The sequence below is a fragment of the Nicoliella spurrieriana genome (genome assembly GCF_023380205.1).
GTDB lineage: Bacteria > Bacillota > Bacilli > Lactobacillales > Lactobacillaceae > Nicoliella > Nicoliella spurrieriana.
On the sequence record NZ_CP093360.1, the window covers coordinates 240,734 to 264,095 of the forward strand.

Annotated in this window: 22 protein-coding genes, 3 tRNA genes and 1 CRISPR repeat array; of the genes, 18 read left to right on the forward strand and 7 right to left on the reverse strand. The window is 35.8% G+C overall.

The features are described from left to right. Positions 1-77: 77 nt before the first annotated feature. From MOO44_RS01190 to csn2, 5 genes are all read left to right on the forward strand, one after another. On the forward strand, positions 78-989 hold the full coding sequence (locus tag MOO44_RS01190; protein WP_260115773.1) for a YdcF family protein: 912 nt from the start codon (positions 78-80) through the stop codon (positions 987-989). A 235-nt stretch (positions 990-1,224) separates the two neighbouring features. Beyond that, entirely contained in the window at positions 1,225-5,286 is a 4,062-nt protein-coding gene (cas9, locus tag MOO44_RS01195) for a type II CRISPR RNA-guided endonuclease Cas9 (RefSeq protein ID WP_260115774.1), read from the forward strand. A gap of 222 nt (positions 5,287-5,508) precedes the next feature. After that, positions 5,509-6,420, forward strand: coding sequence for a type II CRISPR-associated endonuclease Cas1 (gene cas1 / locus MOO44_RS01200; protein WP_260115775.1), 912 nt, complete (start codon positions 5,509-5,511; stop codon positions 6,418-6,420). Then, a complete protein-coding gene (cas2, locus tag MOO44_RS01205) occupies positions 6,398-6,703 on the forward strand; it encodes a CRISPR-associated endonuclease Cas2 (protein WP_260115776.1) in 306 nt (101 codons plus the stop codon). The genes cas1 and cas2 overlap by 23 nt, the downstream gene beginning before the upstream one ends. Beyond that, positions 6,700-7,365, forward strand: coding sequence for a type II-A CRISPR-associated protein Csn2 (gene csn2, locus MOO44_RS01210; RefSeq protein WP_260115777.1), 666 nt, complete (start codon positions 6,700-6,702; stop codon positions 7,363-7,365). The genes cas2 and csn2 overlap by 4 nt, the downstream gene beginning before the upstream one ends. Positions 7,366-7,396: 31 nt before the next feature. After that, positions 7,397-8,362: a CRISPR direct-repeat array (repeat unit 36 nt; unit sequence GTTTCCGAAGTATGTTAAATCAATAAGGTGAAATGC). A gap of 133 nt (positions 8,363-8,495) precedes the next feature. Here csn2 and MOO44_RS01215 read toward each other — a convergent pair. Further along, positions 8,496-9,008 (reverse strand): hypothetical protein, encoded by a 513-nt coding sequence (locus tag MOO44_RS01215; RefSeq protein WP_260115778.1) that lies wholly within the window; start codon positions 9,006-9,008, stop codon positions 8,496-8,498. Between the two features lie 165 nt (positions 9,009-9,173). Between MOO44_RS01215 and MOO44_RS01220 the strand changes: the two genes are divergently transcribed. From MOO44_RS01220 to MOO44_RS01240, 5 genes are all read left to right on the forward strand, one after another. Next, entirely contained in the window at positions 9,174-10,721 is a 1,548-nt protein-coding gene (locus MOO44_RS01220) for a pectate lyase-like adhesive domain-containing protein (RefSeq protein ID WP_260115779.1), read from the forward strand. 134 nt (positions 10,722-10,855) lie between these two features. Next, positions 10,856-10,938 (forward strand) — tRNA-Tyr (locus MOO44_RS01225). Positions 10,939-10,989: 51 nt separating this feature from the next. Further along, a tRNA-His gene (locus MOO44_RS01230) sits at positions 10,990-11,062 on the forward strand. Positions 11,063-11,132: 70 nt separating this feature from the next. Further along, a tRNA-Gln gene (locus MOO44_RS01235) sits at positions 11,133-11,204 on the forward strand. An 83-nt stretch (positions 11,205-11,287) separates the two neighbouring features. Further along, positions 11,288-12,016: a hypothetical protein gene (locus MOO44_RS01240; protein WP_260115780.1), complete on the forward strand. Its 729-nt coding sequence runs from the start codon at positions 11,288-11,290 to the stop codon at positions 12,014-12,016. Positions 12,017-12,088: 72 nt separating this feature from the next. On the opposite strand, the gene MOO44_RS01245 is transcribed toward MOO44_RS01240, so the two are convergent. Both MOO44_RS01245 and MOO44_RS01250 read right to left on the reverse strand, forming a co-directional pair. Continuing rightward, on the reverse strand, positions 12,089-12,661 hold the full coding sequence (locus MOO44_RS01245) for a hypothetical protein (RefSeq protein WP_260115781.1): 573 nt from the start codon (positions 12,659-12,661) through the stop codon (positions 12,089-12,091). Positions 12,662-12,760: 99 nt separating this feature from the next. Then, entirely contained in the window at positions 12,761-14,122 is a 1,362-nt protein-coding gene (locus MOO44_RS01250) for a glutamate--cysteine ligase (protein WP_260115782.1), read from the reverse strand. A 162-nt stretch (positions 14,123-14,284) separates the two neighbouring features. Here MOO44_RS01250 and MOO44_RS01255 point away from each other — a divergent pair, with 162 nt between their 5' ends. The 5 genes from MOO44_RS01255 (at position 14,285) to MOO44_RS01275 (ending at position 16,994) form a co-directional block, all read left to right on the forward strand. Continuing rightward, the gene (locus MOO44_RS01255) at positions 14,285-14,602 is read left to right on the forward strand and encodes a PadR family transcriptional regulator (protein ID WP_260115783.1); all 318 of its coding nucleotides are present in this window, start codon (positions 14,285-14,287) and stop codon (positions 14,600-14,602) included. Continuing rightward, positions 14,589-15,227, forward strand: a complete 639-nt coding sequence (locus MOO44_RS01260) for a DUF1700 domain-containing protein (protein WP_260115784.1) — start codon at positions 14,589-14,591, stop codon at positions 15,225-15,227. The genes MOO44_RS01255 and MOO44_RS01260 overlap by 14 nt, the downstream gene beginning before the upstream one ends. After that, positions 15,224-16,231: a DUF4097 domain-containing protein gene (locus MOO44_RS01265; RefSeq protein ID WP_260115785.1), complete on the forward strand. Its 1,008-nt coding sequence runs from the start codon at positions 15,224-15,226 to the stop codon at positions 16,229-16,231. The genes MOO44_RS01260 and MOO44_RS01265 overlap by 4 nt, the downstream gene beginning before the upstream one ends. 96 nt (positions 16,232-16,327) lie before the next feature. Next, positions 16,328-16,828, forward strand: a complete 501-nt coding sequence (locus MOO44_RS01270) for a GNAT family N-acetyltransferase (protein WP_260115786.1) — start codon at positions 16,328-16,330, stop codon at positions 16,826-16,828. 1 nt (position 16,829) lies between these two features. After that, entirely contained in the window at positions 16,830-16,994 is a 165-nt protein-coding gene (locus tag MOO44_RS01275) for a hypothetical protein (protein WP_260115787.1), read from the forward strand. 34 nt (positions 16,995-17,028) lie between these two features. Here MOO44_RS01275 and MOO44_RS01280 read toward each other — a convergent pair whose 3' ends face one another. Together MOO44_RS01280 and MOO44_RS01285 are read right to left on the reverse strand one after the other, a co-directional pair. Next, the gene (locus MOO44_RS01280) at positions 17,029-18,540 is read right to left on the reverse strand and encodes an MFS transporter (protein WP_260115788.1); all 1,512 of its coding nucleotides are present in this window, start codon (positions 18,538-18,540) and stop codon (positions 17,029-17,031) included. A gap of 112 nt (positions 18,541-18,652) precedes the next feature. Continuing rightward, positions 18,653-19,279, reverse strand: coding sequence for an LbetaH domain-containing protein (locus MOO44_RS01285; protein ID WP_260115789.1), 627 nt, complete (start codon positions 19,277-19,279; stop codon positions 18,653-18,655). A 612-nt stretch (positions 19,280-19,891) separates the two neighbouring features. Here MOO44_RS01285 and MOO44_RS08705 point away from each other — a divergent pair. Both MOO44_RS08705 and MOO44_RS08710 read left to right on the forward strand, forming a co-directional pair. Then, on the forward strand, positions 19,892-19,975 hold the full coding sequence (locus MOO44_RS08705) for a hypothetical protein (protein WP_423802898.1): 84 nt from the start codon (positions 19,892-19,894) through the stop codon (positions 19,973-19,975). Between the two features lie 312 nt (positions 19,976-20,287). Next, a complete protein-coding gene (locus MOO44_RS08710; RefSeq protein ID WP_423802899.1) occupies positions 20,288-20,386 on the forward strand; it encodes a hypothetical protein in 99 nt (32 codons plus the stop codon). A 211-nt stretch (positions 20,387-20,597) separates the two neighbouring features. Here MOO44_RS08710 and MOO44_RS01290 read toward each other — a convergent pair whose 3' ends face one another. Continuing rightward, positions 20,598-21,212: a helix-turn-helix domain-containing protein gene (locus tag MOO44_RS01290; protein WP_260115790.1), complete on the reverse strand. Its 615-nt coding sequence runs from the start codon at positions 21,210-21,212 to the stop codon at positions 20,598-20,600. Positions 21,213-21,826: 614 nt separating this feature from the next. Beyond that, positions 21,827-22,867, reverse strand: a complete 1,041-nt coding sequence (locus MOO44_RS01295; RefSeq protein ID WP_260115791.1) for a PTS sugar transporter subunit IIC — start codon at positions 22,865-22,867, stop codon at positions 21,827-21,829. Between the two features lie 153 nt (positions 22,868-23,020). On the opposite strand from MOO44_RS01295, the gene MOO44_RS01300 reads away from it, so the two are divergent. Beyond that, positions 23,021-23,275 carry a hypothetical protein gene (locus tag MOO44_RS01300; RefSeq protein ID WP_260115792.1) on the forward strand — a complete coding sequence of 85 codons (255 nt, stop codon included), beginning with the start codon at positions 23,021-23,023 and terminating at the stop codon, positions 23,273-23,275. Positions 23,276-23,362: the final 87 nt, after the last annotated feature.

Here is a 23,362-nt window from a genome sequence, read left to right on the forward strand (position 1 = left end):
TGTTGGGAATTAGCATGCATAATAGCCCGGCTAGATTATTAAATGGTTTTTTAGCCACAATTTCGTTGGGTGGGATCTTGATCACATTTTCATTAATTGTGATCAGCATTAATAATCAAATCCTAGTGGACGGCTATGTGATCCTATTTATATTCGTCTTATTTCTATTTTTATTGGTATATCTATTTCAAGGCTTCTTTTGGCTTTGGAACGCTTGGATCGTTTGGCAACGCGAAAATCATTCGCTCGCCAATATGTTAACGCTCTTCTTAGGAATCGTAACCTTAATTTTTCCGATTGCAAATCTATTACTTGCTAAGCATTCATTTGGTGCCATTGGGACGTTCTTTAGTACCTTTTGGGTATTAACCATATTATACGGATTATTTTGTATATTTTCGTTCATGTTGGCAGCATTATTATTCACAATTAAAAAACCAAAACCTGATAAACAATATATCATTATTTTAGGTGCAGGATTGTTAAATGGAAATCAAGTTTCTCCATTACTAGCTTCTAGAATTGATAAGGGGATTCAATTTTATCATCAAGTCTTATCTAAAACGGGCCACGCTCCATTATTGATTTGCTCTGGCGGGCAGGGGAACGACGAAACGATTCCCGAGGGGGTTGCAATGCGTGAATATGCAATTACCCATGGAATCCCAGCTGAGCAAGTAATTGCGGAACGGCAGTCTAAAACGACCCTACAAAACATGTTGTTTTCGAAGCAAGTGGTTGTAGAACGGCAACTACCGCTAACCGCAGGGGTTTACGTCACGAATGATTACCACGTCTTTAGGGCGGGAATTTACGCTCGTCGATCAGGGTTGAACATTCAAGGCATCGGTGCCAAAACGAGTAAGTTTTTCGTACCTAATGCGACGATTCGGGAGTACATTGCGCTATTGATGAACCATCGATTGTTTCATGTGGTGGTATTTGGAATGATTATTGTGGTGGCGTTGTTAAGTGCGATTTTAGGATAGTGGTTATGAATATGAAGAATCTGTTATGGCATGGTGAGATGATCAATTACTTTGCTATAACGGATTTTTTATTATCAAATTAATTTGAAGCGCTAGTTTTTATTTTATATCGATTTAAAATAATATAATTATGAATAGATGGTCATTATTTTTCTATAAATATGGATATTAAATCATTTGTATAATACAATTAGTACTAATAGCTTATTATTTAAAGCTTAATAGGAGGATTTTTATGGCCGATAATCAGAAAAAATACCACATTGGATTAGATATTGGGACCAATTCTGTTGGATTTGCTGCAATTGATGATACTGGACAATTAGTTCGAAAAAAAGGGAAAACCATAATTGGAGCTCGATTATTTAAAGAAGGCGAAACAGCTGCTGAACGAAGGACTTTTAGAACCACTCGGAGACGGCTAAAAAGACGTAAGTGGCGTTTACATATGTTGGATGCCATTTTTGATGATGAAATTAGTAAAATTGATTCGACGTTCTTTTTAAGAATGAAGGATTCCAACTTAGTGCCTAGTGATAAAAATAGGCACTTTAAGGGTTCTTTATTATTTCCAGAAGTCGGTGATTCCAAGTTCAATCAGCAATACCCAACAATTTATCATTTGCGCTTTGCTTTAATGAATGAGCATAAAAAATTTGATTTAAGGTCAATTTATTTGGCGATGCACCATATTATAAAATATCGCGGGAATTTTTTAGATACCACCCCGGTAAGTCAATTTAATTCACAAAAGACAGCTTTTAATGATTTTATCGAGCAATTAAATTTTTATTTTAATACTTTGTTTGATGATTCAGAAAAAATTATTAATGAAAGTAATGGTACTAAAGTTGAAAGCGAATTATTAAATACTAATATCAAAAATTATGATAAGCAAAAAGATATTGTAAAATTAATGGACCTTAAGCAGGATGATAAGGCCTTTAATAAAATAACCACTAATCTTATTAGGGAAATTAGCAAGGCCATTCTTGGTTATGGGACGAAATTGAATCTGCTTTTAAACTTACCAGTTGACCCAAAGGATAAGGATCGGATTAAAGAATTAACGGTTGAACTTGGTAGTGAGGATATCGATGCTAAGTTAGAGGAATTAGTCCCTGATTTGGATGATAATCAACGGGCAATCTTAGATATTATTAGAAAGTGGTATGCTCAGGTAACCTTAAATCAAATTATTCCAAATGGAATGGGATTGTCAGAATCAATGATTAAAAAGTACCATGATCATGCTGAACATTTAAAATTATACAAACAATTAATAAATAATTTAGATGATGCTAAAAAGCAAGCTGGCCTAGAGACAGCATATGATAAGTATATTCATAATAAAAGACTGGGTAAAATTAACCGAGAAGAATTCTACAAGGAAGTTCGCAAAAATCTTGATGATTCAGAATTAGCGCAAAAGATTGGTGAATTAATTGAAAAAGATAACTTCATGCCTAAACAAAGGACTTCGGACAACGGAGTTATCCCGCATCAATTCCATCAAATTGAGCTTAGAAAAATCATTGATAATCAAAAGCAATATTATCCATTCTTAGGAGAGTTAAATCCAAATCATAACCGAGATGGTGTCGCCCATTATAAAATTGAAGAACTAGTGGCATTTCATATTCCATATTATGTGGGACCACTAATTACAAAAGAAGAACAGTTAAAGACTTCTGGAAAACAGTTTGCTTGGATGGTTAGAAAATCCAATGGGGCAATCACGCCTTGGAACTTTGATCAAAAAGTAGATCGGATGGCATCAGCAACTGCATTTATTAAACGAATGACCACTAAGGATAGTTATTTAATTGGTGAAGATGTATTACCAGACGAAAGCTTGATTTATCAAAAATTCAAAGTTTTAAATGAACTGAATATGGTGAAAATTAACGGTAGTCGGATTTCTGTTGCTGATAAGCAACGAATTTTTGAAGACTTATTTAAGACTCAAAAGACCGTTACGGTTAAAAAGCTACAAAATTATTTAAACCTGCCAAAGGTTGAAATCACTGGATTATCTGATCCTAAGAAATTTAATAATAACTTGGGAACCTATAATGATTTTAAAAAGATTTTCGGAAGTAAGATTGATGATCCAAACTTACAGTCAGATTTTGAAAACATGATTGAGTGGTCAACCGTGTTCGAAAGTCGTGATATTTACAGAGCCAAATTAAATGAAATTAGTTGGTTATCTGATGATCAAATTAACAAGTTAGTTAATAAGCGGTATCGGGGCTGGGGGAGATTATCTAAAAAGTTATTGGTTGGTTTGAAGAATCAAGATGGCGAAAGAGTGTTGGATCAATTGTGGAATACGAATAGTAATTTCATGCAAATTCAATCTCAACCAGACTTTGCAACTCAAATTGAAGAGGCAAATGGAAGCAAAATTAGTAAAATTGGCCCTGAAAAAATATTAGATGATACCTATACTTCGCCGCAAAATAAAAAAGCGATTCGGCAGGTCATGTTAGTAGTTGAAGATATTAAAAATGCAATGGGAAGCGACCCGGCTTCAATTTCAATTGAGTTTACCCGTTCCCCTGCAGATAAGGCTGAGCGAACTAAAAGTCGTGCAAATAAAATTAGAGCTGCATATCGGAATGTAGCTGATGAAATTGCCAATAGTGATTTGGGGGATGAATTAGAAACAGCAGCTAAATCAAAGCGTGGAATTACTGATAAACTGTTTTTATACTTTACTCAATTGGGTAGGGATATGTATACTGGTGAACCAATTAATATTGATCATTTAGAGCAATATGATATTGACCATATCTTACCCCAGTCATTTGTGAAGGATGATTCTCTATCTAACAGAGTGTTAGTACGTACATCAGTTAATAATAAAAAATCAGATAACGTTCCAAATGAAATGTTTGGAAAGAAGATGGGGTCATTTTGGCGATACCTCCAATCTAATGGGTTGATTAACAAGCGAAAGCTAAAGCATCTGACTATGAATCCTGATAATGTTGATAAGTATTCAATGCGTGGATTCGTTCAACGGCAACTAGTGGAAACCAGTCAAGTTATTAAATTAACGGCGAATATTCTTAATGAAATTTACCCTGATAGTCATATCATTGAGGTAACTGCTAAGATGAATCACCAATTAAGGTTGGATTTTGATTTTATTAAAAATCGATTAGTCAATGACTATCATCATGCTTTTGATGCATATTTAACCGTATTTGCTGGAACCTATTTGTACCGACGGTATCCAAAACTTAAAGCTTACTTTGTTTACGGTGAAAATCAATTTAATACTAATGATCGCTTAGACTTAAGGCGCTTCAATTTCCTGCATGATTTGTATTTACAGGATTTGAGCAAAATTGATAATCAAGACTACTATGGTGTGGTTAAGCAATATCGAGATTTATTAATTCATAAGGCTAATGAAATATATGAGTATCAATTTATGTTGACCACTCATGAGGTTACAGTGGAAAATGGTGCAATGTTTAAGCAAAGAATCTATCCTGCAAGATCTGCAAGGAACGGTTCAAAGAAAAATTTAATTCCAATTAAATCTGATAAATCAATTTATGAATACGGAGGTTATAGTCACAATAATGATTCATATATGGCAGTCGTTAGAATTAAGGATAAAAGGGGTAATAAGTACAAAGTAGTTGGAGTTAAGCGTCGGTGGCTAGATCAATTAAAACAATTATCAGGTTTAGATTACAATAAAGCACTTCGTCAACTCTTGCTACCTGAATTTACAAATAAAAAAGGAACTAAGCAATTTGAGATAGTGGTTGGAAGAATTTTTAAGAACCAATTAATAATTGATGGGCAGGATAAGTTTACGCTAGGTACTTCAGCTTATAAGTACAATGCTAAACAATTGGTATTATCTAGTAAGTCGATTCAAACACTTTCAAATGCTAATGATTTATCATACTCTGATTTATCTAAAGCATACGATGATGTATATCAAGAAATTATTAACAAAATGGATAAATATATGCCATTATATGATTCTAGTGGTATTAGAAATGGGTTTGATTTATTTAAAAAATTACCCAATAAAAATGAATTTAATGGATCAAAAAAAATTACAAGTGGTAAATTTGAGATACTAACTGAAATATTGAATGGTCTACATGCAAATTCCAAAACAGGTAAATTGAAAGAAATTGGATTAGGAACACCTCTCGGACAAATGCAAACACAAAGTGGGGTTATATTGTCTGAAGATGCAATTATATGTTATCAATCTCCAACTGGATTATTTGAACGAAAAATAAGATTGAAAGATTTATAAGATCAAAAAAGAACCGACTTTCAATTTTGAAAGTCGGTTCTTTTAATTATGTAGCCCATATAATGGGTCAGAAGATAAAACTCCGCATAAAGCATTGTTTGATTTCCACTCAGTATGTCAAATCAATAAGGTCAAATGTCGGTGAAACATTTGAGACTGTCGGGAGCTACCCAACACAGATAATATAACTGATTTTTTAATGAAAATCAAGGGGGAAATTAAATGGCATGGAGAAACGTAGTAATTACTAAGCATTCTAAATTATCATATTCATCCAATATGATGGTGGTTCAATCTTTTAATGGAATTTATCAAATTCCAATTAGTGATATTAACATTGTCTTAGTTGATACCACTCAAGCAGTGATCACAAGTGCATTAATTAGTAGGCTTAATGAACAACAAGTTAAAATCATTTTTACAGATGATAAAAAAATGCCCATTTGTGAGACTGTTAATAATATGCCAAATAACCGTTCTGTAGAATTATTAAGGCAACAGTTTAATTGGGATGAAAACAGAAAAGTATTTCTATGGACCCAGATTGTAATGGCTAAAATAAAGAATCAAATTAATGTTATTAAGGGATTAGCTGGTGATTATAATTTACTTGAGTATGAGTTGAATAAAGTGGAAGTAAATGATGTAACTAATCGTGAAGCCGTAGTTGCTAGAAAGTACTTTCCAATGCTATTTGATCAAATCCAATTTAGTCGTCATAATCCAAATGAACATTTTAACGATGCACTTAATTACGGTTATTCAATTTTACTATCAATGGTAAATAAGAAAATTGTGAGTGACGGTTATATTACTTACATTGGCATTCATCACCATAGTGATAATAATGCTTTTAATTTAGGATCTGACTTAATGGAACCATTTCGACCAATTATTGATGCGTGGGTTTCATTCCAAAATTTTGAATATCTAACACCAAAACTTAAATATGGACTAGTATCACTTTTAAATTTAGAAATTAATTTTAATGGAAAACGAACGTTGCTAATGAATGCAATTAATTCTTACGTTCATGATTGCTTAATGTTCTTAACGGATGGGAAAAAGAATGTAAAAATTGAGGTGGACTTTATAAATGAGGTATCGGATTATGCGATTAATGGTAATGTTTGATTTACCAATTCAAACGAGTGAAGAACGTAGAAATTACCGTAAATTTAGAAAGGAATTAATTAATGAAGGGTTTTTAATGATTCAGTACTCTGTATATGCAAGAGTTTGTTTAAATCGTAATACAGCTAAATTGTTAGAGGGCAGAATAAGAACTTTTGCACCTGAAAGGGGAGTGATTCAAACTTTCATGCTTACTGAAAAACAATATAATGACATGCACTTTTTAATTGGTGAACCGAAGGATGATATTAGGAATACAGATAAGGGGATGATTATATTATGATTTTTACTTATCATGCGCATGAACATATTAAGTTGAATCCTGGAAAGATAACCGTTATTAGTACTAACAATCAGTCTGTTTATTATGACTTGTTAACCGGAATTGATTCTGATAGTGGCAAGGTTACAATTTTAGATGATCATTATGATGCATTAAAAATTAGTAAAATCATTAATTGGGTTGGTGATATTAATAATTATTCTATCAGTAAGCCAATTGAAAGTGTTTATAAGCATATTGCTGAAAACTTAAATGAACAACAGATTAATTCGATTCACAACTTAACCACTAAATTATTTACTGAGGTTCAAGGATGTTTATTTATGGCTAATCTACCCCTAACTGTTAACAATGATGGGGACATTAGCAAAGTATTTAAGTATTGTGGAATTAGATTGGAACCTTCCATTAAAAATAATCCTTATGATATAATAGAGACGTTAATTAACATCCAAGTAGAATTAAATGATATTAAAATAATTGGTTTAACTAATGTAGCTCATTATTTAACCAGTGATCATTTTCAAGAGCTAGCATCCCTATGTAGAAATGCTGATACATCATTATTATGTATCGAATTTGCTTCTTTGAGTGATTCTAGTCATTATCCAGATTGTGATTTTTATAATATCGATTCTGATTTTGTTGATTGGCATAATTAGAAGACTGTCTTAAGGATATTTATTAAGAACGGTTTCCGAAGTATGTTAAATCAATAAGGTGAAATGCGACCGCTAGCATCAGTCTTTGCAAAGCTGGGTTTCCGAAGTATGTTAAATCAATAAGGTGAAATGCTCTGTACGGTGGGAAAGATGAATCATCATAGTTTCCGAAGTATGTTAAATCAATAAGGTGAAATGCCTGGTTACGGCACTCAACACAACGTGCAGAGTTTCCGAAGTATGTTAAATCAATAAGGTGAAATGCCGTTGCAACAGCTGACTGGATATGAAGTCAGTTTCCGAAGTATGTTAAATCAATAAGGTGAAATGCCGTGAACCCGGCGCATAGTTTGAATGTTGGGTTTCCGAAGTATGTTAAATCAATAAGGTGAAATGCTACGGGCTTGCGGTTAATCTAACGATGGTCAGTTTCCGAAGTATGTTAAATCAATAAGGTGAAATGCGCACTCGTAAATTTGTCAGTGCCAGCGGTCGTTTCCGAAGTATGTTAAATCAATAAGGTGAAATGCACGATGCAACGATTGAAAGTGCATTAGCACGTTTCCGAAGTATGTTAAATCAATAAGGTGAAATGCTGGACTGGATGAGACTGCGAGGGATAGTGAGTTTCCGAAGTATGTTAAATCAATAAGGTGAAATGCATATCGCTACCATCCCACCCGATATTGATAGTTTCCGAAGTATGTTAAATCAATAAGGTGAAATGCAGCGGGCCAAAACAGCTGAAACCAAATCAGGTTTCCGAAGTATGTTAAATCAATAAGGTAAAATGCAACTAGCGTTACCAAAACAACGGTCAATGGGTTTCCGAAGTATGTTAAATCAATAAGGTGAAATGCTTGGGATATTTGGCCAAATAACTATCAACTGTTTCCGAAGTATGTTAAATCAATAAAGTGAAATGCCTTACAAACTGTTAGGATCACTCTCGCGTATGCGAGTTTTCGAAGCATGTTAAATTAATAAGGTGAAATATCATTACTACTGAGTGGTAATTTAATTAGATAATTGGTATATATTTACATTCGAAATTAAATATCATAGTGTAATATAAAATGGTCCCCAACGAAATATTTCCGTTAGGGACCATTTTATATTACAGATTTAAATTATTTATTAAACCAGTGATGGTATGCAATTGCATTAATTAGTAGGTAAAGTGCCATCCAATCAAGTTGCTTAGCGTACTCTGGAAGTTCATGATTTTTAACTAAATTTGCGACGGGTTGATCAACATTTTTCAAATCATCAATTACCGCATTAGGCGTTAATTGGTTATTAAAGAACTGCTCAATTTCGATGTAGTCCTTTAAATTAGCCTTATTATCCTTAGGTGTTAAATGCAACAATTCAGCACTTTGGAGGTTTAAATCCTCGTCAAAATGATTTAATGCTGCTTGATACTCAGGAATGAACTTATCGTTTAGAGCAGCTAAATAGGTACTAATTAACTTTTGGTCAGATTCAGCAAATTGATCGTGCTTTTGTTCATCAGACCATAATTCTAGAAAATTAGTATATATTTTAACATCATCACTATAATAATTTTTCGTTTCATCATTTTTTTGTGCTTGGTTACTTAACTCTTTAATTTTAGTCAGAGCAGCTTGATCTTGATTCAAAGTAAAAACCTCTTTTATTATAAATTATGTAGAAATACTTTTCTTATGACCTTTATACTATCATATTTTCTTATTTTAGCACTAAAAATTTGCACTAATTCTAGCAAAAATAAAAATAAAACCGTTAATTGTCGAATATATATATTAACGGAGGTGTTAAACAATATGTTTAATCAAAAAACAAATGAAAAAAAGAATTTAAGAAAGGTCAAGAAGCGCTGGATTATATTTTCCACTGCAATCGTTTTAGCTACCGCATTTGGGGGCGTGATTAGTGATAATTATATGGCCCATGCATCAGAGATTACCCAAATGACGACCAATGTTAAAGAGTCATATGAACTAATTAATGCAATGGCAGATAAGCAAGTGCAACAAATTGATTTGGGAACAGATATTAATATGACTGGCATTAACTTATCAGAATTGCCAATTGATCAAAGTAGGGTTTCTTCACGAAATAATATGATTAATATCCCTGGCCGTGATTTATCAATTGATTTAAATGGACATGTTCTAAATTTAGGGAGCGTTCAATTTAACATGGAGCTGCAAAATCAACCTGCTAGTCTTGAGGTCAAGAATGGTCAACTCACAGGGAACAGCCCTGAAAATGGATTTAATTTTGATTCATCTTCTAACGATTCTGATAGTAAGTTGATAGTTACATTAACTAATATCAAAAAAACAACAGAAACCAATTCAAAAAACAATCAAAATCAAGAAGAAATTAATCCCGAAAAGCAGCTAACTTACGAAGAAACCAAATCATTAGCAGGGAGACCCACTAATGAAGCTAGTTCTACTGATTTAGAATCAGAAGTAGATGACCAAGGCAAAGCAGCTAATTCTTCAGAACAATTAAATGAAACATCACCTAATTCTGATACTGTTAATGAGAATAATAAGTTAACGCCTGAAAAATCGAACGCTGAATCGAATGAACCAACTTCATTAGCAGCACAACCAGAATCATCGGGTGTAGTTGAAGAATCAAGCAATTCATCAAGCAAAGCTAGCGCCTCATCAGAAAGCAATAGCGCATCTAAAACCAATAGCAATGTCGCTTCATCAGTAGTGCAACCAGCATCATCGACTTCTGCTAAAGAATCGAGCAATTCATCAAGCGCATCTAGTTCCTCATCAAAAAGCACTAACTCATCTGCATCCAATAGTAGTATCGCCTCATCCAAAGCTCCGCTAAGCTCAGCGGTCACAGATCATTCAACATCCAGTAGCCGAAGCACTAAGAAGACTAGTTATGTTAAGGCTAATTCCAAACCAACTGCTAGTAGTTCCGAAGCATCTTATAATGTTATCACAACGTTAAGCGATTCTGTAGCTTCACAGGGGGACTCAGCTCCTGTAAGATCAGTTGCTAATAGTAGTGTTGCTAATCAAAATCATGAATCAAATGTAAATACTTCATTGCATCCAGATAGTAATCAAGCTAGTAACCAATCACCCAGTTCTAAAAAACAACGGGTGATTGCTAAAAAGGCAAATTATTTAAAGCTCAAGCAGTCTAAATCAGTTAAGCTCTACAAACAAAAGACTCTAAAGGGTAGTTCGTTAAACCGAAGCGTTAAGTTAAAATCGAATCAAAAGTATCGCATTTTAAAGCAGTTTAAAAATAAAAATGGAAAAATGGTTTATAAAATTAAGCAGGGGTACTTGGTAACCCCAGCAGCCAATTTAAAGCTGCTTAAATAAGCTCGGTCCAGATAATAATTTATCTGGAATACATATTTGTTTGTTCTTACTTTAACTAAATAAAAAATAACAGTTGACTTAAAAGCAAAAATTAGCTATCATATATATTGTTGTTCTGATAAATATCAGATTTCGGAGGGGTAGCGAAGTCTGGCTAAACGCGGCGGACTGTAAATCCGCTCCTTCGGGTTCGGTGGTTCGAATCCACTCCCCTCCATAGTTATAGGCAAGTGAATTTAATTCCATTTCCTATAATAATGAAGTATTGGCGGTATTGGTGAAGTGGTTAACACATCGGTTTGTGGATCCGACACGCGTGGGTTCGATTCCCACATACCGCCCTCGAGTTGTAATTTTAATTAGATGATGGTTCCTTCCATCACAACTCATGCCCTTATAATTAGGCAGTATTGGGCTATAGCCAAGTGGTAAGGCAACGGGTTTTGATCCCGTGATGCGCTGGTTCGAACCCAGCTAGCCCAATCGCAAGACGACTAACTTAAAAGTTAGTCGTTTTTTAGTTACTATTAATAAAAGATTGTTATAAGAGGGGAGGCGGATCACTAATGCAAAAACAGCTTTTTAAAATCATCATGAACGGACTAATCTATGTCCTAATCTTTGCAGTCATCATTATTGCTCCATTATTGTTCCTCCATTTTATCTATCCAAATGAAAGTTCACCGGACGTCTGGATTGGATTTATTGGGAGCTACTTAGGATCAATCGTTGCGGTTATTGGGACCGTGGTGGTTACTAGGATTCAAATTCGGACTGAGCGACTGGATAGTTTAAATAATTCATTATTTATTGAAAATTACCAGATGTTGAATTCATTATTAAATGACTTATACCATATTAAAAATGTGTCATTAGACTATGCGAGAAACATCAATGTAATCAAGCGCTATTTAGGTAATAATCAAACGATTGATGGCATTTCAGAATTTGTCCAAAGTTTTATTAATGGTTTTGACGTGCAACAATTCGCCAGTTTTTATAACTTTGCCAAGAACCGCCTAGCATCCCTCAATTTAACTGCAGATGAGATCGATAATGTTGACCAAATTATTACGAACTTATTCAGTAGTAATCGGAATTTATCGACCGACTATCGCATTTTTAACCAATTAGTTAATCAAGATGCGAAATCTGATGACGATATTCAAAAAATGAACGATAATCTAGTCAAATTAACTAACGATTTAAGTGATATTAAAACCTTCTTGAATCAATTGGACCAAAGCATTCAGGATATATTAAAAGATAGTCATGACTCGATTGCATATAAGTAAACCAATTCATTAAAGATAAACTAAAGCGCCCCCGTAAGTCGAACATTGTCAACTTACGGGGGCGCTTTTTAGTTAGTTGCTGCTGGAAGAACTAGAATTATTACTATTTCGATAGTCGTTGTATGCAGCTAATAAGTTACCATTTTCAATTGCTTGCCGCAGGGCTTGGTTTTCAGAATTAAACCACGCAGTCTGTGCTTCTTGAATGTATTTTTGTGGGACCTGGTTTTGATTAGCGATTTGATTAAATAAAGCCTGGTCATTCGCTGCACGCTGTAATTCACTAAGTGGTGTGTTTTGAATGATTTTGATTACCTGTGGCTTTACGTTAGCAGGCGCTTTTTCCTTTGCAATTTGTTCACCTTGATTTTTGATGACCTTGTCAAGGGTGGTATCTGTTTTGCGTTGATTATTGCTTAGCTCACTTACTTGATGACTAACACTGAAAATACCGATGATTAATAGAACCGCAATGATGCCGGCAATCCAGCGCCCGTAATGACGCTTCTTTTTGGGTGGGGTGGAATTATAATCCTGACGATATTCTGAATTGTCGTTTGAGTCGTAATTATCACCATTCTCAATTGAACGGCGATAGTTACGATGGAGCTCTTCTCTAGTTTCAGGTTCATTATTTTGATTCACAATCAATCATTCCATTTCACTAAATTTTCTTAATGATATCATGATAATTAAGTTTGGTTAACGAAATTTAAAAAAGTTTAATGGAATATTTGACACTGATTATTGGGCATCCCAATTACCACCAAATAAGGCCGTCCTTAATTCACCTTCTGAAAGGGCTCCATCATGTTGCTTAAAGCCATCAAAAACAAAGTGTCCAGCTAGTGCGTCTGATTGGAACTGTCTTGCTTGCGCTAAACCGTATTCCAATAATGAACCATTAGTTATCTTGGTCGTTAAGCGAGCACTAAGCGTCTTTGCTGGGTGGTCAACATGGCTCATTGCAGTATCTAGGACTTCTAGATATTCTGGTCCTAGCCCTAGTTGATCGGTAAATGCCCTTAATTGACCAACAAATTTCTTAGCGTGATCCGCATACTCACTAATTTGATCAGGCGCTTCGAGCGAGACTGCTTCATTCATGCTATCAGCTGCATCTAACTGGTTAATGGTGTTTCCGTTAAATTCACCACTATCGGTCATTAAGAAGTAGGCGGCCATTAACCGAATCAATGCTAGAGTAGTGGTTTTAATGGCAGTGTCAGTAGTTGGATCTAAGTCAAACATTCGTAGTTCTAGGTATTTAATCCCAGCGGTCTTTAAGGCTTCTAAGTCCTTGCCACCTCTAAATCTAACGGAGCCATGAAATTCAGCTACTCCGGCAATTTGACCACGGTTGAACGCATCCATAATTCGGTCAACATAGTGATCAACGCTGGAGTAATCGACGTCAAATGAACGGATAAAGCCAAAGTGACTCTGTCGAATACTTCTGATGGGGTGTTCAGGGCCATCGCCCGGTTTAAAGTAGTTTCCCTGCGCTACCGGACTGGCACCAAATAAGTAGGTTAACAACCACCGATACTTAACAAAGCCCTGGGCAACGGTGGTATAGATCTTATTTCTAATTTTAACAATATTGGATAAATCTTCATTATCTTCACTAATGAGACAATTTAGGACATCGCTATTAAAACTAAAGTTAATATGCATCCCGCAGGGTGCCCCCTGGGTAATACCGTAGCGTTCACAAATACTTTCAAAGTAGGCTTGTTTTGCTGGTGGCTCGATTGCTAGTAATGACTTATCCTTATGCTCCGGTAGAATTGCGGGCATGGAAAGGGGCCATAATAACTCATCCCTGTTGATCACCCGACGTAAGACGTGCGTTAATGAGTAGTCGTAGTGGAGTGCATCAATTGCCCTTACTGGTGGGGTGACCACCTCAGTCATTGATTCCAAATAATCTTTTGTGATCCACGGATTCTTAAAGGGACTTCCAGCACCATTGGGGTGTTTAGTTAGGCTCATATTACCACTATAATCAGAGCGCATTCTTTCAATCTCAATGCCGATTGAAATGTTTAATAGCTTCCCTACTAAATGGTTTTGGACTATTTTATTACCAAATTGATTAATCACATTCTCACATCCCTAAAATTTACTATTTAATTATTAGTGCTTTAAGTTGTAAATAACCATACCATAACTAAGGCTAAAAAGAAATTTTATTATAATTATCTTTTGCAAAGTAATATTATATTGTATATACTATACAACGTATAATATTAAAGGAGTGGTAATATGGCAATCAAGATTAGCACTGAGCTGCTAGATGGTTGTGTGTTGGGATTACTTAATCAAAACGACCTATATGGTTACGAATTAACCAAGTTAGTTCAAAAATCAATTGCTGTTTCTAATTCCACCATGTATCCAGTAATGAGGAGGTTGAAGGAAAATGGGCTTGTGACTACATATGATCAACCATATAAGGGGCGCAATCGGCGTTATTATCAGATTACCGAAACAGGAGCAAAGCAATTAGCGTTAATTCGTTCGGACTGGCAGCGTTTTCAATTGGGAATTAATCAATTAATGGGGAGTGATGAAGTTGAATAGGTACATTGAGGAGTTAAAAACCCACTTGAGTGGTTTAAATTCATCGGATTTAAATGATAGCGTGACTTACTATCAAAACTATTTAATTGACGGGGGCTTCGTTAATTATGCTGACTGTGTAGCTGAGCTAGGGCGGCCCGGTTCATTGGCGGCTCAAATTTTAAATGATGATTCAATTAAATCAGATCACAAGGCAAATGCTCACCACAGAACGAGGGTGCAAAAACAAGCAACTAAAAACACATCATTGGTAGTACTAATTGTGGTGCTTGCAATAATTGGGGCCCCCATCTGGTTGCCCTTATTGCTTTTTCTAGGGGCAATTGCGCTTAGCTTTACTTTTGCGTTATACGTCCTATTATTTGGATTAGCAATCTTAGTGTTCTCCGGGATTTTTGCGGGCCTAGTGTCACTAATATGGGCAATCACCCATTTATTTACTAACTTTTCAATCAGTATTACGATTATTGGTTTTAGCCTAATGGCTTTGGGGCTTTCGTTGCTATTAATTCCATTCATGAATAAATCATTTATTGGGTTAGGACGGTCAATTAAAAACATTAGTTTATGGGTACGGATGCAAATGGCTAATAGGCATCGTTCTGATAGGGGGAATAAAGAATGAAGAAAGTAACCATGTTCGGACTGATTATCCTGGGGCTCGGGTTCATCATTTCACTGGTTGGATTAGCACGCTTTAATTTTAATTTGGGGGCGGTGGCTAACGGATTGATTTCAACTACTAACGCCCACTATGGGAAATCATATACTAAAAATTTTAAACCATTCCATCGAGTGAGGGTGAATGCGGATGCGGACGTTACCGTAAAATATGGAAAACATTATCAAGTCGTTGCCAACGATGCTAAGCGAACACATACTAGCTATGAATTAAAAAATGGCATTCTTACGATTACTAATGACCATAAATCAAATTATTCTTTTCACTTTACATTATTTGGTTGGAGCAATGAGGAACATAGTACCAAGTTGACCATTACCATCCCAAATGGCAAAGCACTGGATAACTATCAACAAGATAACTCCAACTCCAATTTGAAAATGGACGGCATTAAGCTCAATAGCCAATTGAACTTAAGGGGAATCAACGATATTAATTTAAATCAGGTCCGTGCTAATAGCGTTTTTATTTCCTCAAATGACGGCGATGTCTCAGTAGTTGGTAGTAAGTTCAAACAAGACGGGAGCAAAATCGACTGTCAAGAAGGGGACTCATACCTGGCTGAGAGTACTTTTAAGGCGTTGGATGTTAATTCGATCGATGGGGATATCACCCTAAGGAAGAATGCGGTAATGAGCGGCCAGAGTAAGATTACAAATACTGATGGTGATATTTCAATGGGGAATAATGATTGGCACCAACTGATGGTGACGAATTCTGATGGGGACATTTCATTTGGCCATCAATTAATCAATCAGTCGTTATCTATGAAGACCAACGATGGTGATATCAGCGGGGCTGTAAGTATTCGTGATAATGCATTGATTAGCATTAAGACTAGTGATGGCGGTGAATCCATTAGTAGTGATCTTAAATCGCTTAATGGACATAAACCATATCAATTCCAAACGACCGATGGTGACATTTCAATTCATAAAACGCAATAATTATGAAGCTGAACCATGCAAATCCAATTTATTTTGATTATAATGGGAATATGAAATGATTGGAGGTTTTATAACATGGGCTTGGATAATGAGAGGATGGACATTGAATTTAAGACTGCGACTAGGTCTGATTTACCGTATATCGTTGACGTTTATAATGAATCAATTCCGGGTCGAATGGCCACTGCTGATTTAGAACCAATTTCTGTGGGTGATCGTATCGATTGGTTCAAACAACATGAACCTGGGCACCGCCCCCTGTTAGTGATTAACTATGATGATGATCGCGCAGGGTGGTTAAGTTTAAGCAGTTTTTATGGCAGACCAGCTTATGAGGAAACCGTTGAAATTAGTATCTATATTGACAACCATTTTCAACATAAGGGGATTGGAAATGCGGCGGTTAATCATGCTGAAAAGCTAGCTGCACGGCTAGGGATTAAAACAATCGTGGCATTTATTTTTGCCCACAATGCACCCAGTCTGCATTTATTCCATAAGAATAACTACGAGGATTGGGGTCACATGCCAAACGTGGCACTAATGGATGGTAAACAACGTAGCCTTAATATCTTAGGAAAGCGGATTGTTGATTAGGATGAGTAGTCAAACGGGTGCATTTTTAATTTTATTATCCATTACGATTTTGTTCTGGGGTTTAATTTTACTAAAACATGATGGTAGTGATAGCCACGATCACATTTTAATGGCCGTCGCAATGTCGATTGCTGTAATTATTTTTGGATTAATTGTTTTCATATAAAAAGCAGGTGCTCAAAATTGAGACCTGCTTTTGTTTAATATTCAGATTTTTGAAATAGTCGTTGCCCTTTGCATAGTAAGAAGTAACAAAGCACGCCAGCAATCATGAAGATAATTCCAGAGGTAATTGCGACGTTATCCATCCCCCGGAAAAACGCATTGTGCGTGATTGCTTCGATATTAAAATGCTTAATTTTACTAGCAATTGCACTTCCGGAAAATGGGCCTGCATTTTGCATTACCTGCGTCAACTTAGCTGGAAGGAATGAATGGGCTAAATGATAATTATAGCTACTGGTCATTGCAATTCCTAAAATCACCAAACCAAGGCTAGCCCCGAACTGCTTACCGACGTTTAATAATCCAGAAGTCATCCCAATTTCTGGAGCATCAACAGCACTGACCGCGATGTTTGATGAGAGCGGATTAACCATTGAGTTAGCTAATCCTAACGTAATGAAGGTGGGAATTAACACGAACCATTGATTGTGATTACCTAAAAAAGCGGGCAGGACGAACATTCCAAATCCTGCCAACACTAAGACGCCACTAATGATGTACCCTGGATTGATTCGACTGGCAATTTTACCAGAAACCGGACCTAAAAAGAGTGAAAAGGCACTAATGATCATTAATTGGGCGCCACTTTGTAGGGCTGAATATCCCATATAGTCTTGGGATAACACAATGATATAACTAAATAGGGCGTAAATTGCCATTCCCAGGGTTAAGTTCGAAATCGCACTGCCCACTACCTGGCGATTTTTAAATAACGCTAGGTTAAGCATGGGGGAAGCGACCTTATTTTCTAACCAGATGAAGATAATAATTAAAATCACACCACTAATTAATAGGGTCGCCACATGCCAATCAAGCCAGCCGTAGTTATAATGGGTTTCCTTTTGAATTAACCCCAAGATGATGCAGAACATAAATGCAAAGGATAGTATCATCCCCAAAAAATCCACCTTACCCTGGTTGAACGTCTTCGACTTAGGGATAAACATTGCACTCATCACTAATGCAATCACACCGATTGGGAGGTTCACTAGGAAAATCGATTCCCAACTAAAAAAGCTTAGTAAAATGCCACCTATCAACGGACCGAGGGCGGTCGACAGTCCCGCAACACTGCCCCAAATTCCAATTGCTAACCCTCTGGTCTTGCCATCGAAAGTATCTGCAATAATACTCATTGAGAGGCTTAACATTCCGGCACCACCAATTCCTTGGCAGCCCCTAAAGATGATCAACAGCCAAATATTAGGTGCGAGGCTACAAGCAAGTGAGAAAATCGAAAAAATGGTTAATGAAGCAATAAATACCACCTTTCTACCGATTAGATCACCTAACTTAGAAATTAAAAACAAAATGGCGGCAAAAATTAATGTGTATGCATTAATAATCCACTGTAGCTGACTGAAGGTACTGTTAAAGCTAGTTTGAATTGTTGGGAGGGCGACGTTAACGACCGTTACGTCTAATAATCCCATAAAAAAGCCTAAACAAACCGCTACTAATGCGTACCATTTCTTACGACTTTGCATCATAAAAGACTCCTCATTAAAATATTTCCATTTGTGCCTATCAACACAAAGCCCACCTGCCAAATTAATTGGCGTTTACCCACCAAGGAATATCAATCAGAGTCGATTAGGATTAATCATGAATGTGTTTTTGAATAAATTCATCAATTGGTAATCTAAAATCAAGGTAGTATTTTTCCAACTTTTCACGGGACCAATCCCACCAAGCAATTTTAGTTAAGTCGGTTTTCACTTCATCTGGAAAGCGATCCTTAATCTTTTTACCAGGGACGCCACCAATAATGGTGTAGGGTTCAACATCATGGGTAACGACTGCACCAGCACCAATTACAGCACCGTCACCAACGGTCAATCCAGTCAGAATTAATACGCCGTGGCCAATCCAAACATCGTTGCCGATCTTGGTCCGGATCTGTTTGCGGTGTTTTAAATATTCTTCGTCCTTGGGACCAAATCCGTATGCAGCACCGTTGTAAGCAAAGATGTGTTGAGCTGCTCGATCGTATGGATGGTTCGTAGGGCCAATTCTAACCATGGCAGCAATACTATCAAATTTTTGCAAATCAGTATTTTGCATAAAACAATATTGGCCAGTATAGTCATAATCGCCAAATGTACAGTTATCAATCATGTTACTTTCACCCAGTTCGATCCATTTACCAAACTTAGTATCCTTAATTTGGCTTCCTTTACCAATCGTGGGTGTATCTTGAGATAATTTCGGGAAATTAATATGCATATTTTAGACACCTTCTTAAAATTAATTCTACGTAAATTATACTCGTGATTATTACTTTAGACTAGAATAAAATCAATTGCGTAATTGCGATTTGTTTTTGGTTTAATTTATAGGCTTCAGATAATAAATCTTGTGTAGAGTGATGAGAAATTTGAAGACGCTTTCTTCGGATAATGAAAAAAGACTACCAAACTAATGGTAGTCTCTTATACATAACGCCTGTGATATAATATGTATGTGGAGTTATTAAGCTCCACTACCCAAAAATAAAATACAAAGGTGGTGTTTAAATTAACCAAATTTTTGGTTACACACCGTGTTGGTAGCTACTCCAATAGCTAGAGTTACAGGTGCTAATTAGCACTTACCAACTTTAGCAACTCTTTTAGTGTTAGTTACTCAACAACAAACTTATTGTATCTTACTTTTATGGTAATTACAATAAACCCGCTCTTGATTGAGTGGGTTTATTTTTTATTATCTGCTCCTATGATAATAATATAGACCATTTTTATGGTGTGTCCTTTCGGGTATAATTATTATTAAAGGAGTTTTTATTATCCCAAAATCCCAAAATCATATTCAAAGGAATTCAAGAATTCCAATATTTCATTGTCTAAACAAGATCACAGCGTTAAATCTTTAGCTAAGGACTACGATGTTTCAGCTAACACAATCAATCGTTGGTTGAAGTAGAGTTCTTCTATTAACGTTGATGGAAAGCAGATTTCATATGAAAAATACGTTCAAATGGAAAAGTTCAGAAGGAAATGGAGATTTAACGAGCTGCGGTGTTACTTGGGAAGTGTTAACCGTTAAAAAAGTCTTAGGCTTCATCAAGATGGACACCGCTTAGCTACCACTCTACATGCTTTTAAGATGCCAAAAAACACCTATTATTACTGGCTCAAACATTAACCAACATCTCGAGATAAGCGAAATATTATTTTAAAGCGAGCTATTTTAGTCGCTTGGAAGCAAAGCCGGTATGTCTATGGGTATCCAGGAATTCACCAGGTCCTTTTGAATCAGGGCATCAAAGTTAGTTCTAGAACGGTGTGGAAGCTAATGCATTCCATGGAAGTTATCCAACTGAATCAACTTTAATGTCAATAGACGCTATTTTTAACAAGGTTAAAAGTATAATTGGCAAGGAAGTTCCTTATCAGGCCACTAGAAAACAGGGTGGTTTTGTTCATGATTTAATCATTAAAGAATTAGGATTTATGTTAATTAAAGCAACTTTTAAACAGCACCGAAAATATACTAAATCCCTCAAAATTACTTCTGAGGGACTTTCTTTATGGTTCATATAAAATTAAAATAAATGCAGCGCATATTTCAAAATAAATAGTAACGGTATAATTGCTCCCCAAAAAATCATCATGACGTTCCTAACAGTTTTGTGTTTCCACCAAAAAAAGTCATCACGATTCGATTTTTTTTGACGAAGTAGTGATTTGGTTAGCGGATACTTTGTATCTAGTTTTGTTCTCCACCACGAATTTTTAATATATTTTATGATAGCGAACCCTAACAGAAATACAGCTACCCATATTGATCCCAAAATAGTCTGCTTATTTTCAGGTACTTTATCAATAAACGAAGCAATAACCAGCATTAAACCCAAAAACAACAGATTGATGATGCGGAATAAACTTTCTTCTGATTGACGTTTGTTTATTTGACTATTTTGCTCTTCAGAAAAGATATCAATCTCTTTTTCTTTATTCTTATTCTCAACTTTTTCAAACAGCTCATTAATAGAAACATCCAAAGCTTCTGAAACTAAACGTAATGTATCTAAACTAGCGTCATACCCTGCTTCTAACCTTTGAATAGTTCGAACACTTAAACCACTTTTTTCTGCAAGATATTCCTGAGTCCATCCTTTTGATTTTCTGAGTTCTGAAATTAACGTTTTATTAGTCATAACAATCATCCTTTACTTCTTTAATTTGTGAATTAAATTTATCTCAATCCGTTTTTGATTAACACGTCAACAACGTGACAGGTTAACGACAGTAACCTGTCATGCATATTTTAAAGCTACTTTTCAACCTCTCATCATTGAGTTAGTAGCTTGGAGCAGTACATCCATACATATTTTAGTTATCATTTTTATTATCCATCGTATGATATAATCATATAGCTGTAACCTTCTAGCTGAAATTCTCAGCAAGAAAGGAGGCTATAGCATGCATTATCTCTTAGAGCTCATCATTTCGATTTTGGCAAATGGTAACCGCACATTACATTTGCAAATGGTTTGATCAAAATGATAATAATGACAGCAAACCTGCCCGTTAATCAAATAAGAACGTAAAAAAAGACCAGCAGCCCGCCAGCTGTTGGTCTTTTGGCATTTATAACATGCACTATATCTTCGCAACCTAATTATATCATGTTTAAAAAATCCTCTCAAATCATAAAACAAACTTCGTATAATAAATGTTATGTAAAGTAATAGCAGGATAACCGAATACCCTCTCCCAATTGATCGAGCAACTAAAAAAGCATCGCGATTCAATCGCGATGCCCAATTAATTATTGATAATCCAGGTAAAAATCCTTAGATTCCATGTATGAGTTAGTTTGCATGAACAAATATTTGCTAATTAAACCGAGCAGGACTGGAACCACTAGGAACGCAATGATGATCGTAATAATCGATGCGCCACCTTTAAGGGCATTAATTGGCCCAACTAATCCAGCGGAACCAAATCCAGCACTGAGTGGTGTTCCTTTAATTTCTAAGAAAGCGCCAATGCCACCAGCAATTCCAGCATTAATTGCTACCGGAATAAATAGCTTAGGCTTTTTAAGCATATTGGCCATTTGAATTTTAGGTGTCCCTAGGAAATGCGCAATACAAGTCCCTAATGAATTGACTTTGCTACCGTAAATAGCAAGTGCAAATGCAGCTGCAGTGATTCCTAAATTAGCAGATCCGGAGGCAATCCCAGTTAATGAAATGGCAGTGGCCACCCCTACTGATGAAATCGGACTCAAAATGAGGACTGCAAATAAAATTCCAAGAATGATTCCCATCAAGATGGGTTGTAAATCAGTAGCCAAGAGTGCTAAGTCACCAATGTATTTGGTAATCATTCGAACGGGAGTTAGGGTCAGCATCCCTAACCCTCCTGCAATAATTAACGATAACACTGGCAGTAATAATACGTTGTAGCTACCAAGGCGATCACCTAACAGATTAATTACGATTACTCCAAAGCCGATCGTGACCATGATATTGATGACATCTCCGGTCCCCTTGACCATAAAACCACCGGTAGGATTAACCATCCAATTGCCGGCACCCACTGATGCGACTAATGCTAGCGTTGCACTTTCTAGTGGCTTCATCTTAAAGTAATGTGCAACACACAACCCTGAAATGACCGGTAATAAGATCATTACAAAGTTAACGATCGTTCCAATGAACGCTATCTGTGGAAATGATGGTTTAAGATACCCAATCAATTCATTTAACAATGCGGCGGGCATTAAAGTTACGATCACTCCAATGCTAACACCGTTCAAAACGTTTAAAATACCTGATGTAATGGGGGATGCTTGTTTTTTCATAGTAAGTAGCTCCTCAAAATATTAGTGATTTTTAAATCATACCATACTTAAGATTTAATTCAAATCTAATATTAATTTAATTAATAATTATTTTAATATTATCAAATATGTTAGAATGAACTATTACTAGTAAATGAAGGGAAGCAAATTATTATGGATTATGATAAATACATTGAAGCCCTGCAGCATGAAACGCCCGATGCAGTGCTAGGAAGCATTATGAGTGCAGCTCAATTCCCTGACATCCAGGGAATCGGAGATGCTTGTGACATTGTACAGTCAACAGCGAACCAAAACGATATTGATCTAATCAATCAATACCAACCAATGTTTTATAATTATCAATTCCATCGCTTAGTTAATCGACAGGATGTATTAAATGTTATCCGTTTACTAAATAATCAATGAGCCCCCTTTTGAAATGTTAAGTATCGGCTAGGGATTAGGGATAAGGAATTGTTATAAAGTGCTTAAAATGATCAATGAAAGTCATTT